Annotated in this window: 15 protein-coding genes and 1 riboswitch; of the genes, 5 read left to right on the top strand and 10 right to left on the bottom strand. The window is 60.2% G+C overall.

Translation table 11 applies throughout. The annotated features are described in order from the left end of the window. Positions 1-3: 3 nt before the first annotated feature. The 8 genes from rplP to rplC form a co-directional block, all read right to left on the bottom strand. The gene (gene rplP, locus ACVWZJ_RS11080) at positions 4-471 is read right to left on the bottom strand and encodes a 50S ribosomal protein L16 (protein WP_011434159.1); all 468 of its coding nucleotides are present in this window, start codon (positions 469-471) and stop codon (positions 4-6) included. A gap of 55 nt (positions 472-526) precedes the next feature. Beyond that, positions 527-1,297: a 30S ribosomal protein S3 gene (gene rpsC / locus ACVWZJ_RS11075; protein WP_011434158.1), complete on the bottom strand. Its 771-nt coding sequence runs from the start codon at positions 1,295-1,297 to the stop codon at positions 527-529. A 42-nt stretch (positions 1,298-1,339) separates the two neighbouring features. Beyond that, the gene (rplV, locus tag ACVWZJ_RS11070; protein WP_011434157.1) at positions 1,340-1,714 is read right to left on the bottom strand and encodes a 50S ribosomal protein L22; all 375 of its coding nucleotides are present in this window, start codon (positions 1,712-1,714) and stop codon (positions 1,340-1,342) included. A gap of 44 nt (positions 1,715-1,758) precedes the next feature. Continuing rightward, a complete protein-coding gene (gene rpsS, locus ACVWZJ_RS11065) occupies positions 1,759-2,040 on the bottom strand; it encodes a 30S ribosomal protein S19 (RefSeq protein WP_414331934.1) in 282 nt (93 codons plus the stop codon). Between the two features lie 66 nt (positions 2,041-2,106). After that, positions 2,107-2,991 (bottom strand): 50S ribosomal protein L2, encoded by an 885-nt coding sequence (rplB, locus tag ACVWZJ_RS11060; protein ID WP_414380879.1) that lies wholly within the window; start codon positions 2,989-2,991, stop codon positions 2,107-2,109. Positions 2,992-3,040: 49 nt separating this feature from the next. Further along, positions 3,041-3,340: a 50S ribosomal protein L23 gene (locus ACVWZJ_RS11055; RefSeq protein WP_414330452.1), complete on the bottom strand. Its 300-nt coding sequence runs from the start codon at positions 3,338-3,340 to the stop codon at positions 3,041-3,043. Continuing rightward, complete coding sequence (gene rplD / locus ACVWZJ_RS11050) at positions 3,333-4,283, bottom strand: 50S ribosomal protein L4 (protein WP_457396068.1); 951 nt, start codon at positions 4,281-4,283, stop codon at positions 3,333-3,335. Before rplD ends, ACVWZJ_RS11055 begins: the two co-directional genes overlap by 8 nt. Positions 4,284-4,334: 51 nt before the next feature. Next, positions 4,335-4,979 (bottom strand): 50S ribosomal protein L3, encoded by a 645-nt coding sequence (gene rplC, locus ACVWZJ_RS11045; RefSeq protein ID WP_011434152.1) that lies wholly within the window; start codon positions 4,977-4,979, stop codon positions 4,335-4,337. Positions 4,980-5,431: 452 nt separating this feature from the next. On the opposite strand from rplC, the gene ACVWZJ_RS11040 reads away from it, so the two are divergent. The 4 genes from ACVWZJ_RS11040 (at position 5,432) to ACVWZJ_RS11025 (ending at position 11,477) form a co-directional block, all read left to right on the top strand. Then, on the top strand, positions 5,432-7,462 hold the full coding sequence (locus ACVWZJ_RS11040) for a hypothetical protein (protein WP_457396066.1): 2,031 nt from the start codon (positions 5,432-5,434) through the stop codon (positions 7,460-7,462). A gap of 369 nt (positions 7,463-7,831) precedes the next feature. Beyond that, positions 7,832-10,210 (top strand): tetratricopeptide repeat protein, encoded by a 2,379-nt coding sequence (locus tag ACVWZJ_RS11035; RefSeq protein WP_414522656.1) that lies wholly within the window; start codon positions 7,832-7,834, stop codon positions 10,208-10,210. A 184-nt stretch (positions 10,211-10,394) separates the two neighbouring features. After that, entirely contained in the window at positions 10,395-10,922 is a 528-nt protein-coding gene (locus ACVWZJ_RS11030; protein ID WP_457396064.1) for a hypothetical protein, read from the top strand. A 36-nt stretch (positions 10,923-10,958) separates the two neighbouring features. Next, positions 10,959-11,477, top strand: a complete 519-nt coding sequence (locus tag ACVWZJ_RS11025) for a MogA/MoaB family molybdenum cofactor biosynthesis protein (protein ID WP_414391002.1) — start codon at positions 10,959-10,961, stop codon at positions 11,475-11,477. Between the two features lie 28 nt (positions 11,478-11,505). Here the strand turns inward: ACVWZJ_RS11025 and metK are convergent, their stop codons facing one another. Together metK and ACVWZJ_RS11015 are read right to left on the bottom strand one after the other, a co-directional pair. Beyond that, on the bottom strand, positions 11,506-12,765 hold the full coding sequence (gene metK / locus ACVWZJ_RS11020) for a methionine adenosyltransferase (protein ID WP_414380885.1): 1,260 nt from the start codon (positions 12,763-12,765) through the stop codon (positions 11,506-11,508). A gap of 297 nt (positions 12,766-13,062) precedes the next feature. Further along, positions 13,063-13,174: riboswitch (SAM riboswitch) on the bottom strand. A 67-nt stretch (positions 13,175-13,241) separates the two neighbouring features. Further along, a complete protein-coding gene (locus tag ACVWZJ_RS11015) occupies positions 13,242-13,610 on the bottom strand; it encodes a hypothetical protein (RefSeq protein WP_011434147.1) in 369 nt (122 codons plus the stop codon). Positions 13,611-13,763: 153 nt separating this feature from the next. On the opposite strand from ACVWZJ_RS11015, the gene cobO reads away from it, so the two are divergent. Continuing rightward, entirely contained in the window at positions 13,764-14,504 is a 741-nt protein-coding gene (gene cobO / locus ACVWZJ_RS11010) for a cob(I)yrinic acid a,c-diamide adenosyltransferase (protein ID WP_457393058.1), read from the top strand. Positions 14,505-14,593 lie beyond the last annotated feature (89 nt).

Raw genomic sequence — 14,593 nt, 5'->3', positions numbered from 1 at the left:
TCCTCATACACTGCTGGTGGCCACCTCTGAAGCCGTTGCCTGGGCGGGCTCTGGCTTTTCAAAGTCGGCTTTGGTTACAAACTTGACCTTAATGGGCAGCTTCTGGGCGGCAAGGCGCATGGCCTCGCGGGCGATGGGCTCTGCCACTCCCCCCATTTCGAAGAGGATACGGCCCGGCTTGACGACACAAACCCAGTACTCAGGGTTGCCTTTGCCGGATCCCATGCGGGTTTCCGCGGCTCGCTGAGTAACGGGCTTGTCGGGAAAGATGCGAATCCAGATTTGGCCACCCCGCCGAACATAGCGGGTCATGGCTCGACGGCTGGCCTCGATCTGTCGAGCTGTAATCCAGGCGGGTTCTAGGGCCACAAGGCCGTATTCCCCAAAGTTGATGCGGTTGCCACGGGTCGCTTTGCCTTTCATGCGCCCGCGCTGTTGCTTGCGGTACTTGGTGCGTTTGGGGCTTAACATGGCCGTTCCTTAAGTCAACTGCGATAGGGATCCCTGGACGTTCCGGTGTTGGCCCTCAGGCCTCCTGAGCCGAGCGATCTTCAAAGGTGGGCCGCCGCCGCTGCTGCCGACGTTTGGGCTGTTGCAGGGGAAACTTCTGTTCGTGGCGTTCCTGCCCGGGCAGAACTTCCCCTTTGAAGACCCAGACCTTGACCCCGATGATGCCGAAAGTGGTGTGGGCGAGGTGCTCGGCGTAGTCGATGTCGGCCCGCAAAGTATGCAAAGGGATCCGCCCCTCCCGCGTCCATTCGGTGCGGGCAATCTCGGCCCCGTTCAGACGCCCGGCAATTTGGATTTTGATCCCTTGTACACCTGCCCGCTGGGCCCGTTGGATCACCTGGCGCACGATGCGGCGAAAGGCAATCCGCCGTTCCAACTGTTGGGCAATGTTTTCCGCCAACAAGGTCGCCTCGGCATCGGCACGGGTGACCTCTACTACATTGATGCGAATGGTTCGCTCGCCACCACCTCGTGAACCAGGGCTTTGTCCCGCTAGCGCGGACAGCTCTTTCTGTAGACCTTGGCGCAAAGTCTCTAGGCTGGATCCGCCCCGACCCACAACTACCCCAGGGCGAGCAGCCCGGATCTCCAGGTCAATTTGATCCGCTTTGCGCTCGATTTGGATATCGGCCAAACCAGCACTGCTCAGTTGCTTGGTCAGGTAGGTGCGAATCTGGTCGTCCTCCTGTAACAAGGCTGGGTAGCGGGCTGGATCGGCAAACCAGCGGCTGCGATGCTCCTTAATCACGCCGAGGCGGAAACCGGTGGGGTGGATCTTCTGTCCCATGGTGGTGTCGGTTGAAGGGTAAAGGGCTAGGAATACAGGAGGTTAAGAGGCCGTCGCCGCTTCAGCTTCCTCTATGGGCCGGACGGCGATGGTGATGTGACAGGTGCGCTTGCGAATGGGGTAGGCCCGCCCTTGGGCGCGGGGGCGAAACCGTTTCAGGACGGGCCCCTGATCAGCATAGGCCTGGCTGATCACCAGATCCCGGGGATCCAGGCCGTTGTTGTGCTCTGCGTTGGCCACCGCTGAGCGCAGCACCTTACGAACCGGCTCACAGGCAGCGTAGGGCATGAACTCCAGCAGGATGAGGGCATCGGCATAGGTGCGCCCGCGGATCTGATCCAGCACCCGCCGCACTTTGAAGGGGGACATGCGGATGTAGCGGGCTACCGCTTTAACCTCAGGGGATGAATCAGCCATGGCGCTCTCCCTCCTGCTCAATACTGTCCTACTCGTTGTTTATCTCAACGGCGGGCGGCTTTTTTGTCGCTACCCGCGTGGCCACGGAAGGTACGGGTGGGGACAAATTCCCCCAGCTTGTGACCCACCATCTGGTCAGTGATGTAGATGGGCACATGTTGCTTGCCGTTGTGAACAGCGATGGTGTGACCGATCATGACCGGCAAGATGGTGCTGGCCCGCGACCAGGTCTTGATCATGTGCTTCTCGTTGCGCTCGTTCATCTTCTCCACCTTGAGAAGCAGCTTGGCATCCACAAAGGGGCCTTTTTTCAGCGAACGTCCCATAAGAACCTCAACCGTTTGACAAGCAATTCACTGTCGAAAAAGCTTCGGGGAGCGAATGGCCAGCGGCTACTGAGCAGCCCTTCCGCCCTTGTCCCGGCGGCCTCCGCGACGGCGACCGCGCACGATGAATTTGTTGCTGGGCTTGTTGCGTTTGCGGGTTTTGTATCCCAGGGTGGGCTTACCCCAAGGGGTGACGGGGGTACTGCGGCCTATGGGGGCTCGCCCTTCCCCGCCACCATGGGGATGATCCACAGGGTTCATCACCGAGCCACGCACCTTAGGACGGCGCCCCAACCAACGACTGCGACCCGCCTTGCCCAGGCTGATGTTGTTGTGGTCAACATTGCCCAGTTGGCCGATGGTGGCGTAGCACTCGCCGCGGATCATGCGAACCTCACCAGAGGGCAGCTTGAGGGAGACATATTTGCCTTCTCTGGCCACCACTTGAGCGCCAGCCCCGGCAGCGCGAACCATCTGTCCGCCGCGACCGGGATACAGCTCCACATTGTGAACCACCGTTCCCAAGGGGATCCGCTCCAGGGGCATGGCATTGCCGATCTCAAAGGGGGCCTCTGGCCCGGCCATGATGGTGGCTCCCACCTGTAGGTTGCGGGGAGCGAGGATGTAGCGTTTCTCGCCGTCTTCGTATTCCACCAGGCAGATGTGGGCGCTACGGTTGGGATCGTACTCCACAGTTTTGACGGTCGCCGGGATCCCGCGCTTGTCGCGACGGAAGTCGATGATGCGGTAAAGCCGCTTGTGGCCACCACCGCGGTGCCGGCAGGTGATGACGCCACGGTTGTTGCGCCCTTTCTTGCGGTGAATAAATTGCAGCAGCGACTTCTCTGGTCTGGGCCGCTTGCCGTTCTCGTCACGGGACAGCTCCTCGAAGTCAGAGACCGTCATGTGACGGGTGCTGGGGGTGTAGGGTCGGAGAGTACGAATGCCCATGGCTCAGGTAGGGGTGGGGGACGGGACAACAACAGCTCAAAAGGGGCGTTCAGGTGTCCGGGAAGAGGGTGATGGAATCTCCCTCCGCCAAGGTCACGATGGCTCGCTTGGGACGGGTGCGGTAGCCCACAAAGCGGCCCACCCGCCGTTGCTTGCGCGGGAGCTTCAGGGTGTTGACGGAAGTAACTCGCACGCGGAACATTTCTTCGACGGCAGCTCGGATGAGCGGCTTGGTGGCGGTGGGCAGCACTTCAAAGACATATTTGCGCTGCTCCATCAAGGCGGTTGCCTTTTCGGTGATGACGGGGCGCAACAGGACGTCGGCCAGGATCCGCTTGCTCTCAGTCATCGCTTTCCTCCTCTGCTGGGGCTGCTTCGGCCTCTTCTACCGTTGACGGCTCTGCTCCTTGAGCCAGTTCTTCTGCTGGATCTTGGGGCTCTTCGGTTTGCTCTTCTGGCCCCTGCGGATCTGCTGGACGTCCTTGGAGGGCAGCTTGGTTTTCCTGGGCCTCAGGTTGGGCTGGGGTTTGCTCTGCTTCCTCGTGTTCGCTTTCTGGAACGGCCTGATCTTCCGGCCCATCTCCGGGCAGGGCCTGATCTTCGGCTATGTCGGCCTGAGGTGCATCCTCAGAGGGAGTCTCCAGAACTGCCGGCGCAGCGTCGGATCCCCAACGGGCCTTGAGCTGCTCTAGGGCAGAAACGGTGATCAGCACCCAATCGACGTTGAGCAGATCGAAAACGTTGATCTGATCCAGGCCGATCAGCTTAACGCGGGCGATGTTGCGCACGGCCCGCTCCACGGCTTCCGAGCGTTCGGCAACGATGAGCAGAGCCGATTGATCTTCCATCACCCCCCAGCGCAGCAAAGCCTGGGCCACAGCACGGGTCTTGGGCGGGTTGAGCTGCTCCTGGAAATCCTCCACGATGATCAGGTCTTCCACCCGACTTTGCAGAGCGGTGCGCAGGGCCAGTTGCCGTTCTTTGCGGTTCATGGCCAGGTTGTATTCCCGCTTGCGGGGGCCGAAGATCACCCCCCCTTTGCGCCAAAGTGGGGAGCGGATGGAGCCGGCACGAGCCCGACCGGTGCCTTTCTGCTTCCAAGGCTTGCGACCGCCGCCGCGCACCTCAGCTCGGGTCTTGGTGTGGGCGTTGCCCTGACGAGCATTGGTCATCTGCCGGCGAAGTGCCAGATAGAGAATGTGGGCGGCTGTTTCGGGACGAGCAACTTTGAGGCTCAGCTCCGCGCTGCCCACCGTTTCCCCTTGCCAATTTTTCACCACACAACTTGCCATGGTTCCCTCGTCTTTGCGGATGCGGGTCAGCCTTTGCCAGGGATCCCTCCCCTAACGCTTGTTGCCCACCTGCTTGGCAGGGGTGATCTCCAGCAGCCCTCCTTCTACGCCGGGCACGCAGCCCTTAATCACCAACAGATCCCGCTCTGGATCCACCTGCACCAACTGCAATTTGCGGGTGGTGACTCGGCCACCTCCCAACCGCCCCGCCATGCGCATCCCCGGAAACACGCGGCCTGGGGTTGTACCGGCGCCAATGGAGCCCGGTCGGCGGTGGTTTTTGGAGCCGTGGGACATGGGGCCACGACCAAAGTGGTGGCGCTTTTGATAGCCGGCAAACCCTCGCCCGATGGAGGTACCGGCCACATCCACCAATTGGCCAGGGGAGAACATCTCGACGGTAATTTTCTGCCCCAACTGGTAGGCTTCTGGCTGGTCAACCCGGAACTCCCGCAGGTGGCGCAGCAGCTCTGTCACCCCCGCTTTGGTGAGGTGGCCCCGCTGCGCCCGCGTGAGATGCTTTTCGGCAGTGGGCAAGTAGCCCAACTGAATGGCGTTGTAGCCATCTGTGGCTTGGGTTTTGATCTGGGTCACGGTGCAAGGCCCCGCCTGCACGACAGTGACCGGAATGGCCAGCCCTTCTGGAGAGAAGATCTGGGTCATGCCGACTTTTCTTCCGAGGATGCCAAGTGCCACAAGAACCTCCAATCGAGCCTGCACGACTCGTTTTCATCAACTGAGAGCCGGCTCACTCCGACAATCGGCTAGCCGTTCGCGAAGCGGGCCGTAGGCCAATGGCTCAGTTAGCCGGATGGATAGGCATACAGCAACAGCGTGGCAGCAGAAAGCTCAGAACAAGGCTGAGTCTGCCGGCTGAGGCGAAAGAGCAAGGTAGGGATCCCCCGAGGCCAAGTTCAGCGCCGGCAACGCTGAGCCTTTTGCTTAGTTCACCCCCAAAGCTGCACGCCAAACTGCTTTTTTTGAGAGCTGCTCAGACTTACCTGCTAAAGAGGCAGTATCTGGGGTAGCAGCGCACCAGGTCGCCAAAGCGGATGGACTCAGTTGGCAACGAAAAACAATCATAATGAAGCGAAGGCCCGTTTGTCCAGACTTTTGCCGAGAAAATGGGTTGGTTGGGGAGGCCAGCAATGGCGAGAGCAGCTCAGGCGGAAGAAAAGAGCCATTGGCGGGGGAAGCCATCTCCCTTCAAAAGTGTAATGGGCTGGGCAGGCAGTGGGCTGACCCAGGCTTGTGTGGATCACTATCGAAGTTTGTTGCAGGCGGGATCCGATCCGGGCCGGGTCTTGTTTTTGGTGCGGAGTCAACGGCAAGCGGATGAGGTGTTGCAGCGCTTGCAGCAGTCCAGTTCGGGCTTGGTGGGGCCGTGGCGGATCGAGACGTTCTTGCAGCGGGTTGGGCGCTCTCTGGCCGATCATTGGCCACAGGTGTGTGAGCGTGTCCCCCAGTTGCCACGCTCGTTGGAGCCGATCCCCTTGGCCAAAGATCTCACTCAATTTCTCTGCGAACGAGCCTGCGCTTTGTGCCCTCGGCATGGGGAAGCCTTTGCCGGGGTCGGGCTCAAGGAGTTCCAGATCTGGGATCAGATCAGCAGTGCTGCTTACATTGCGGGGGCTTCGGGTTTGTCGGCAGAAGTGGTGGGATCCCGGCTGGCCCGGGCTTGGCCCGAGGAGGCAGATCCGCGGCGGGCAGAGGCTTTGCAGGCAATGGGCTGCTGTGTGGGGCGGCTGTGGGAGGCAGCGCTTCGGTTGGGATCCTTGGATTTTGGCCTGCAAATTCGGCTGTTTGGCGAGCACATCCTGCCGCTGGCGGAGTTTTGGCAAGAGTGGGATCACCTGATTGTGGATCAGGCGGAAGACAGTTGCGGGGTGGCGCTGGAGTTTTACCGGCAGGGGCAAGCCTATTTGCAAAGCCAATTTTTCAGCTACACCCTCGGCGGCGGGGTCTCTTTGACCGGGATCCCAGAGGCAGTAGCTGACTTCTTGATGGCAAAAACGCAGGTTCGGTTTCTGGAGGGGAGCCATCGCGCTTCAGCAGGCATGATCCGCTTAGGGGTGCAGATTGCGCGGGTGTTGGATCCCCAGTTTTCTCATCCGCTGCCCGAGCCGCAGGGGGGAGGACTGCCGCTGGTGCAAACGCTGGAGGAAGAGACCCAGTTTGCGGCAGTGGAGGTGATGGTTGCTCAAATTCGCCGGCTTTTGGGGGCCGGGATCCCGGCCCATCGCATCGCTGTTTTGCTGCCCCGTATGGATGCGGGGGTGAGCCTGAGCTTGCAGGAGCAGTTGTCGGAAGTGCCGGTTTTGCCGATTGCCCCCTTCCCGGCGTTGATCCGCTATCCTTTGGTGCGGGCGGTGCTGACGGCAGCAGAATTGGCTCACCCTGAGTGGGGCGCTTTTCCTACTTTGCCGGCTTGGCGGCTGATGTTGAGCTGGGTGCTGGGGCTGGATCCCATCCGGGCAGCTCTGTTGGCCGAAGATACCTGGGATCCGGTGGGGCGTTCTCTGCGTCCCCGAACGGCAGTACGGCAGCCAGAGCGAGTAGGGTTTGCCAACCTGGAGCGCTACCAGCGACTGTTCGATTGGCTGCGCGGCTATCATCCCGGCCCTTCATTGGCCGCTTTCTTCCAGCAGTTTTTTGCCGATCACTTAGCCCCGGCGATTGCTTCCCCTCAGGATCAAGAGCTGCTGCGCGTGTTGATGGAAGCGGCACGGCGGTTTCGCCAGGCCTTCCCCGCCGAAGGGGATCCCGCCTTTTTGGCCATGATCCGCTCGGGACAGACCCCCAGCAGCAGCCGCTTCGAGCCCGACTATTCCCGTTACTTGGTAGTTGCAACTCCGGGGGCCTACATCACTCGGGGTTTGGAGGCGGATTACCAATTTTGGTTTGATATCACCAACCCCAGCTGGTCCCGCTCCCTCTGGCATGTGCTCTACAACAGCCGTGTGCTGACGCCGGAATGGGACGGGGAGGTTTTCGATGCGGCGCGGGATTTACAGGCGCGTCAACAGATTTTGGCCCGCACGCTGCTGAACCTCTGTTGCCGCACTCAGAAGGGGCTGTGGCTGGTGCGCTCCAATTTTAATTATCGCGGCGAGGAGAACACCAGTATTCTGGACTACCTGATTTTGAAGGGGTTGAAGGCCATGGCAACCGCCGGCTAAGGGAGAGCCTATCCTGAAAGGGTGCTGGCAACTCAGGCCTCCAAGAAATCGGGGGATGCACTGCAGGAATGGTCAAAGGCAAGGGTTTTAGAAGAGCGGCGCAGCCGCCCCTCTTATTGTGGGGGTAGGAGTCGGCGGCAAAGTGTCTTAATCTTGTTTGAAACAACGATAAAGCAATACAGCAGAGCCTTTCCAAGAAATGGCTGGCCGGGATCCCTCTCAGGCAGGGGTAAGACTGATGACCTTGGGTGGCGCAGAGGGCCGGCGTCTCAAGCCGGCTGGAAACGGCTGTGGGCATTCCCTCTGTCTTCCAACACAGTCGAGTATCGACTAGAGTGGGGGCGCCTGCTTTGATTTGGATTGGGTTTTATGAATCCAGCTACCCCTCCTGCTGCGCCCTCGTCCCGCCGCTTTCCCCTTCGTCCCGTAGCAATGGTGGCCCTCACTGCCGGCTTCTTGGCGGGGTTAGGAGCGGGGGGCTATGCCTTACTGCAGCGGCTACGGCTGCAGATGCACCGGGATCTGATCTTCTATCGGTACACCGTCTTTTCTGAGTTTGGCTATGGAGGCTCGCCAGCGTTCGATCCCGGCCAAAGTGATCGCTGGTTTCCTCTTACCTATCCGGTGTTGGCCCGCTGGGGGGGATCCGCCGACCCGAGCCGCCGCAGCTACGCCTTCTACACCTTGCAAAGCCATGGCCTGCCCTACAGCCGTTGGTGGTTGGAGGATCGGCTGCGGCAAAATTCGGCTCAGTTTTTCGCCCCAGCAGCTTTGTTCGGGGGCTATGACTACTCAAGCGGGCAGGAGATTGCGCCTCAATACGAGCTGTTTGGGCTGGATCGGCCAGAGTCGGTGCAGCGCCTCACCGAGCTGGCCTTGGCCGGGATCCAAGCCGATAGCCCCGAGTGGAGTTTTAATCTCAACTGGCTCAACAGCTTGCTGACCCAAGAAGAATTTCCCTTGCGAGATCAGGTCTACAGAGCGCTGCTCCCCGCCTTGGAAAGCAGCTCTCCGCAGCGGGCAAAGAAACTCTTGAGCGCCTTGCCCTACGAGGAGGAAAGGATCCCCTCTTGGGCGCTGTCGCAGGTGCAGGCGGTGCGGCAGCGGGTTGCGGGGAATGTTTCTCCATACACTGATGTTTATGGGCGTGCCGGCCAAGTGTTGATCCTAGAACAGCCGACGGTGCAAACGGTGCGCCCTTTGTACGAAGATTTACCGCCCCCATCCCGACACTTTTTTCTGCTGCAGATAGCGGATCCAGAAACTCTCCCCCCTGCCGCTCAGGTGTTGCTGCGCAGCGTGGTGGGCGATGATGCTGACCCGCAGCGGTTTTTGGCGGCGGCTCTTCTCTACTTAAAAGGGGATCCCAGCGGGGAGCCGCTGCTGCAGAAGGCTCTCAACGAGGACTTTGCCTCTCTTCACGGCATCGACGACCACCTGGTTTTGCTGCAGTTGGCAGAAGCTTTTCCCAATTCCCGCTTTACGCAAGCTTGCCGGGAATACGCCCGCATTCGGGGGGGCAGCTATTTTGGCCATTCCCTCTACAACCCCGAGACCGGCGAACCGATCCCGCGGCCTTTCCCCCCGGCAGAGGAAGAGACCCTTTGGCGGACTTGGCTGACCGTCTACCCGAATCATCCCGGTGCCGACGATGCCCTCTTCTGGCTGACACGCACCTTGGAGTGGCAGGGCAAAAGGGAAGAAGCACTGGTCCTTTTGGCCAATTGGCTGGCGGATCCCTTCGGCGATGGAGACATGCGCTACGTCTTGCGCCGCCGCCTGCTTTTGCTCTTAGACAGCGGTGCAACCCCCAGCGAGTTGCAAGCTTTTCTCGACCGCCACGGCGAGCATCCTCTGGCCGCCGCCGTCCGCTATGCTCTGGCGGTTCGCTTCGCCCGCGAACACCGCTACGACCTAGCCCTGCAGCTGACGGAAAATCTGGCTTTGGATGCTGTGTTGGATCGCTACCCCTTGCTGGATGGCGGCTACTGGCTGGACGACTGGGATCCCGTGCCCGCCAGCCGCACCCCTCTGCAACCGAAAATCCAGGCCCAACGAGAACGCTGGCGCCAATTGAGCCGTTGGCAAGCCCAATCCACTCCCCAACAACGCTATCAACTGGCCGCCCACTGGGCCGCTGCCGACGGTTGGCGCAATGGGTACCTGTGGCTGTTTAACCAAACCCGTGCCGGTGGCCTGAGTGGGGATGCTGATGGAAGCGCGCCGCCGCAACCAGCTTCCTCCAGTTCTCTATCGGACTATCAGCGGGCCAATCACCATGCTGTAGCAGCAGAGTTACTCGGCTCTGTGCTGGCGGATCCCACCGCCCCTGCCCATCTTCAGGAAGAAAGCCTGTACCGGCAGGTGCTGATCCTCTACCGCCAGTACACCACCTACCCTCCCGAGGAAACGGCAGCCATCTATCCGCTGCCGGGCTTCCCCCCAGGAGTGACAGAAGATACCAGCTTGTTCGACACGTCACTGCCGGACTACGTGGATCCTGGCAGCCTCAGCTACAGCTACTTTCTGGAAGCCAAAGCCCTGCAGGATGGCTATGCCCGCCAGGCGATCTACGCCGGCAATGAGCTGCTGAACCGCTTCCCCCAGAGCCGCTATGCCGGGGATGTGCTCATGGCTCTGTACGGCCTGACGGGAGATGTCGCCTTCCTAGGACGGCTGCTGACGCAGTTTCCTGATAGCGAGCGCGCTCTGGAGGCAGCGCTTGAGCTGGGGCCCGTCAGCCACTGAGTCTTTAAGCGTACCGCAGCTTTGCAGCTTTATAGCCTCTTCACAGAGCCTTCATGAAAGGCAAATAGGGGTATTCTTGGACGAGAGCTGTCTTGCGAGATCCAGGGAGAAAGGCTTTATCTCCCCTTTGTCTCGGCGGATCTGGACTAGCTTGGGTTGAGTTTCCTTGGGCTGCCATGGGCTGATGGATCCTGCCACCTTTCTGGAGCACTATGGGTTTGAGCTGGAAGGTCAACCCAGCCAGGTTTGGGTGGAGCGCTGGAGCCAGTTGTTCCCGGATCTTTGGATCCCGGCAGCCTTGCTAGAAGCCCTCTACCAGGGGCGGTACAAGGCCGCCTCTGTGGAGCAGCTTCTCCGCCTTTGGCAGCGTCGCGGCTCTCCTCATCTTACCTTTCCCCTAGAAATCGGCCAGTTCCTTTGGCAGGAGCAGCAGGAGCGGATCCGCTCTTTGGCTGCGGCTGCCTTTGCCTGTTCTCCTCTGCCGCCGGTACCCCCCGCGGGATCCCTGTTTTCCAGAGAACCGGCCATATCTCTAAACTTGTTGTTGGAGCAGTTGCAGGAGCTTCCCCCCAAGCTGCGCCGCCTGCTTGCCCAGTCCCCTCCTCCCCAACTCGCCCGTGCTGGTGGGGCAGAGTCCTCAGGGATCCTAGAGCTCCAGCAGACGGTCGTTGACCCTCCAACTCCTGCCGAGCCCCCTCAGGGACAGTCTTGATGGGCTTGCCACTCTCTTTCCTCAGGGATCCCCGCCATGAACTTTCCCCTCGATTGCGACAGCGGTGCGGAGCACATTTTTGCCGCCTTGCCCTGTGGGGTGATCACCGTCAGCGACACGCGCACCCCTGAAACCGATCACAGCGGCCAGTTTATCTGCACAGCCCTCCAGGAGTCCGGCCACCGGGTGGAGAGATATTGCATTCTCCGAGATGAACCGCAGCTCATTCGAGAGCAGGTTCAGGATTGGGCCGGATCCCTGCCGGTGATCTTGTTGAATGGTGGCACAGGCATCGCCCCCCGCGACACCACTTACGACGCCATCGAGGCTCTCCTGGAAAAGACCTTGCCCGGCTTTGGGGAGATCTTCCGCCAGCTCAGCTATGCCCAGATTGGCAGTCGGGCCATCGCCTCTCGGGCCATCGCCGGGATCCACGGAAAGTGCTTGATCTTTTCCATGCCTGGCTCCCCAGCAGCCGTGCAACTGGCTATGCGCAGCCTGATCCTGCCGGAGCTACCCCACCTGGTTAAGCAACTGCACCAGGGCAAGCATTGAGGCAGCAGGCCGTCTTAGTGATCCCCTCTTAGGCCAAGAGGGCAGTCGCCTTGGCAAGAGCCTCCTCCCGCAGCAGAGCGGCTTTATCGGTGCGCTCCCAGGGCAGATCCAGATGGGTTTGCCCAAAGTGCCCATAGACCGCTACGTCTTGGTAGAAGCGCCCTCCCCGTTGGCGAGGCAACTCCCGCAGTTGGAACTGAGCCAAAATGGCTGCCGGCCTCAGATCGAAGTGGCGCTGCACCAGCCGCAACAGCTCTTCGTCGGGGATGCGCCCTGTGCCAAAGGTTTCCACCAAAATGTTGATGGGGCGGGCTACCCCAATGGCGTAGCTCACCTGCACTTCACATTTTTGCGCCAAGCCAGCTGCCACGATGTTCTTGGCCACGTAACGAGCCGCATAGGCAGCGCTGCGATCCACCTTGGTGGGATCCTTGCCGGAGAAGGCCCCGCCCCCATGGCGAGAATAGCCGCCGTAGGTATCGACGATGATCTTGCGTCCGGTCAGGCCCGCATCTCCCTGAGGGCCGCCGATGACAAACTTGCCGGTGGGATTGGTGAGGAAGCGGGTGTGGCTATCCGGCTTGATGGGCAGCTCGGCAAACACCGGCGTGACCACTGCCTCCCAGAGATCGGCGCGGATCCGCTCTTGCACCGCCGCCTCTTCCGTAATGGCGCCAATCGTGGGTGTGTGCTGGGTGGAGATGAGCAGGGTGTGAATGCCCACCGGGCGACCTTCCTCATAGGCCACAGTCACCTGCGTTTTGCCATCCGGGCGCAGATAGGGCAAGGTGCCGTTTTTGCGAACCGTGGCCAACTGGCGGCTGAGGCGGTGGGCCAAGCTAATGGGCAAGGGCATCAACTCGGGAGTTTCATCGCAGGCAAAGCCAAACATCAACCCCTGATCCCCGGCCCCGACCAAGTCGAATTGATCTTCCTGGGAGCCGCGACTTTCCAGGGCCATGTTCACCCCTTGGGCAATATCGGGAGATTGCTCATCGAAAGCCACCAACACCGCGCAGCTTTCGGCACAAAACCCATTCTTGGCATCGGTATAGCCAATTTCGGCCACCTTGTCCCGCACCAGACGGGTGAAGTTGACCTGCGCTTGCGAGGTGATCTCCCCGGTCAACAAAACCAGGCCCGTATTGACCACCACCTCGGCGGCCACCCGACTGAGGGGATCCGCCGTCAAGAGGGCATCCACGATGGCATCGGAGATCTGATCGCAGATTTTGTCGGGGTGCCCCTCCGTCACCGACTCCGAGGAAAACAAAAACGACTTGGACAACGAACCTTCTCCTTAAAGCTAGAACTGAGAACCTGAACAAAAAACAAGGCTCACCCGCTCGTTCATCATCCGTGGGAGAAAGAGCCAACCAGGGATCCCCAGGTGCTCCGCACCAGCCCCAACTCAGCCAGAGGAAAGGCCCAGCAACCAGCAAGCGTTCTGCACCGCTGACGCACCAGCACTGCCGCGAAGGCCTTGCCCCGCTGCCGCGACCAGAGCTATGGGAGCTGCTAAAGGATAAAGTTGCCAGAAAAGTCCCCCGCCAAAGAGGGCTATCCTCTAGAGAAAACTTTATTGCCTTTATCTTTCGGTTACTGACTAACCGCAGGAATTGGCACCGTAGCGGAGGCTTCCGCCGGGTTGCCGCAGCTTCATTGGGCCTGGTCCCTCAGTCTGCTCTGGATAAAGAACGGAACTTGTCCCTATAGTACCCCCAACCTCCGCCCATTTGTCAAAAAAATAAGCTGTGGGCGGCTTCAGCCAAACAGACCCTGCCACCAGTCTGTCCCCTGAGCGGCTTTGAGAAAGAATGCGCCGGCCAAGCCCAGGGGGGAGAGAACGCCGAGAAAGCCAACTGTCCCCAATCCCCAAGCCAAGCGGTGCAGATGCTTTTTGTCGGCAGGATTTGGCGTCGTTTCGGCTGAGATGGCCAACAGGGATCCCAAGGCTGCCAATAGGGATCCCCCCAGACCTGCAAAGTAGCTGGGCGCTAGCCACGGTTGCAACTCGGCGGCAGATACGACTTGGATGCGGGGCAAGACTTGAAAACACCCTATTGCCAGCACTGCCCAGATGAAGCAGTACATTAGCAGGCTATCTCGGAAAGCAGCAGCCGGTTCTCTCATGATCCCAGCCAATGCAACCAGATGAGGGATTAGGATGGGGGCGGTCTGCTGTGGGGGAACTTGAGTTTGCCCTAACAGTCGCGTCAGCGGTGCAGTTCCCCTGCCGTAGGCACAGCACCTTCCCCTCAGCTTGTGTGGCGAATCTCAATTTTTATGATTATGGCCCAACCCGCCCTGTCTGGCTGGCCTGCACCGGCTTCGGGATCCCAGCCCCTGCCCCCCTCGACAACAGAACTTGAGGCTGCTTGCGATAGCTCACCGGGCACAGAGGCTGACCCAAACTGGCGGCACCGCCAAAGAATGCAAAAACGCCAGCAGATCCAGCGGCAGCGTCTGTCGGGCATGCGAGATGACAAGGGCTTGATCATCGTACACACCGGGCAGGGCAAGGGAAAGACCACGGCTGCCTTTGGCATGATCTTCCGCGCCCTCGGCCAGGGATTGTCGGTGGGGGTGGTGCAATTTATCAAGGGGGCCTGGGATCCAGGAGAAGCCAAGCTATTGCGGAAATTGGCCGAGCATCCAGAGCTGGGCCTGGGGAAAATAGCTTTTTACGCCATGGGAGAGGGCTTTACCTGGGAAACCCAAGACCGGGAGCGAGACATCGCCCATGCACAGGCGGCCTGGGAAAAGGGGCGGGAGCTGTTCACCAGCGGGGAGTTTCAGTTGGTGCTTCTGGATGAGATCAATGTCGCCCTCAAGTTGGGATATCTCTCGCCGGACAGGGTGTTGGCCGGGCTAGCGGAGAAACCGGAGCGGGTTCACCTGATCTTGACGGGGCGGGGCGCGCCGGCAGCGTTGATCGACCGAGCCGATCTGGTGACGGAGATGACTTTGGTCAAGCATCCCTTCCGTGACCAGGGGATCAAGGCGCAAATCGGCATCGAGTTCTAGGTTGTGTTGATCTTTCATTTGAGCCAAAAGAGAGCACTGACGAGATAGAGAAAACTCAAGAAGTTCCTGGCCAATTTGTCAAAACGAGA

The organism is Thermostichus sp. OS-CIW-29 (assembly GCF_054058195.1).
This window is presented reverse-complemented; position numbering and strand designations above follow the sequence as displayed.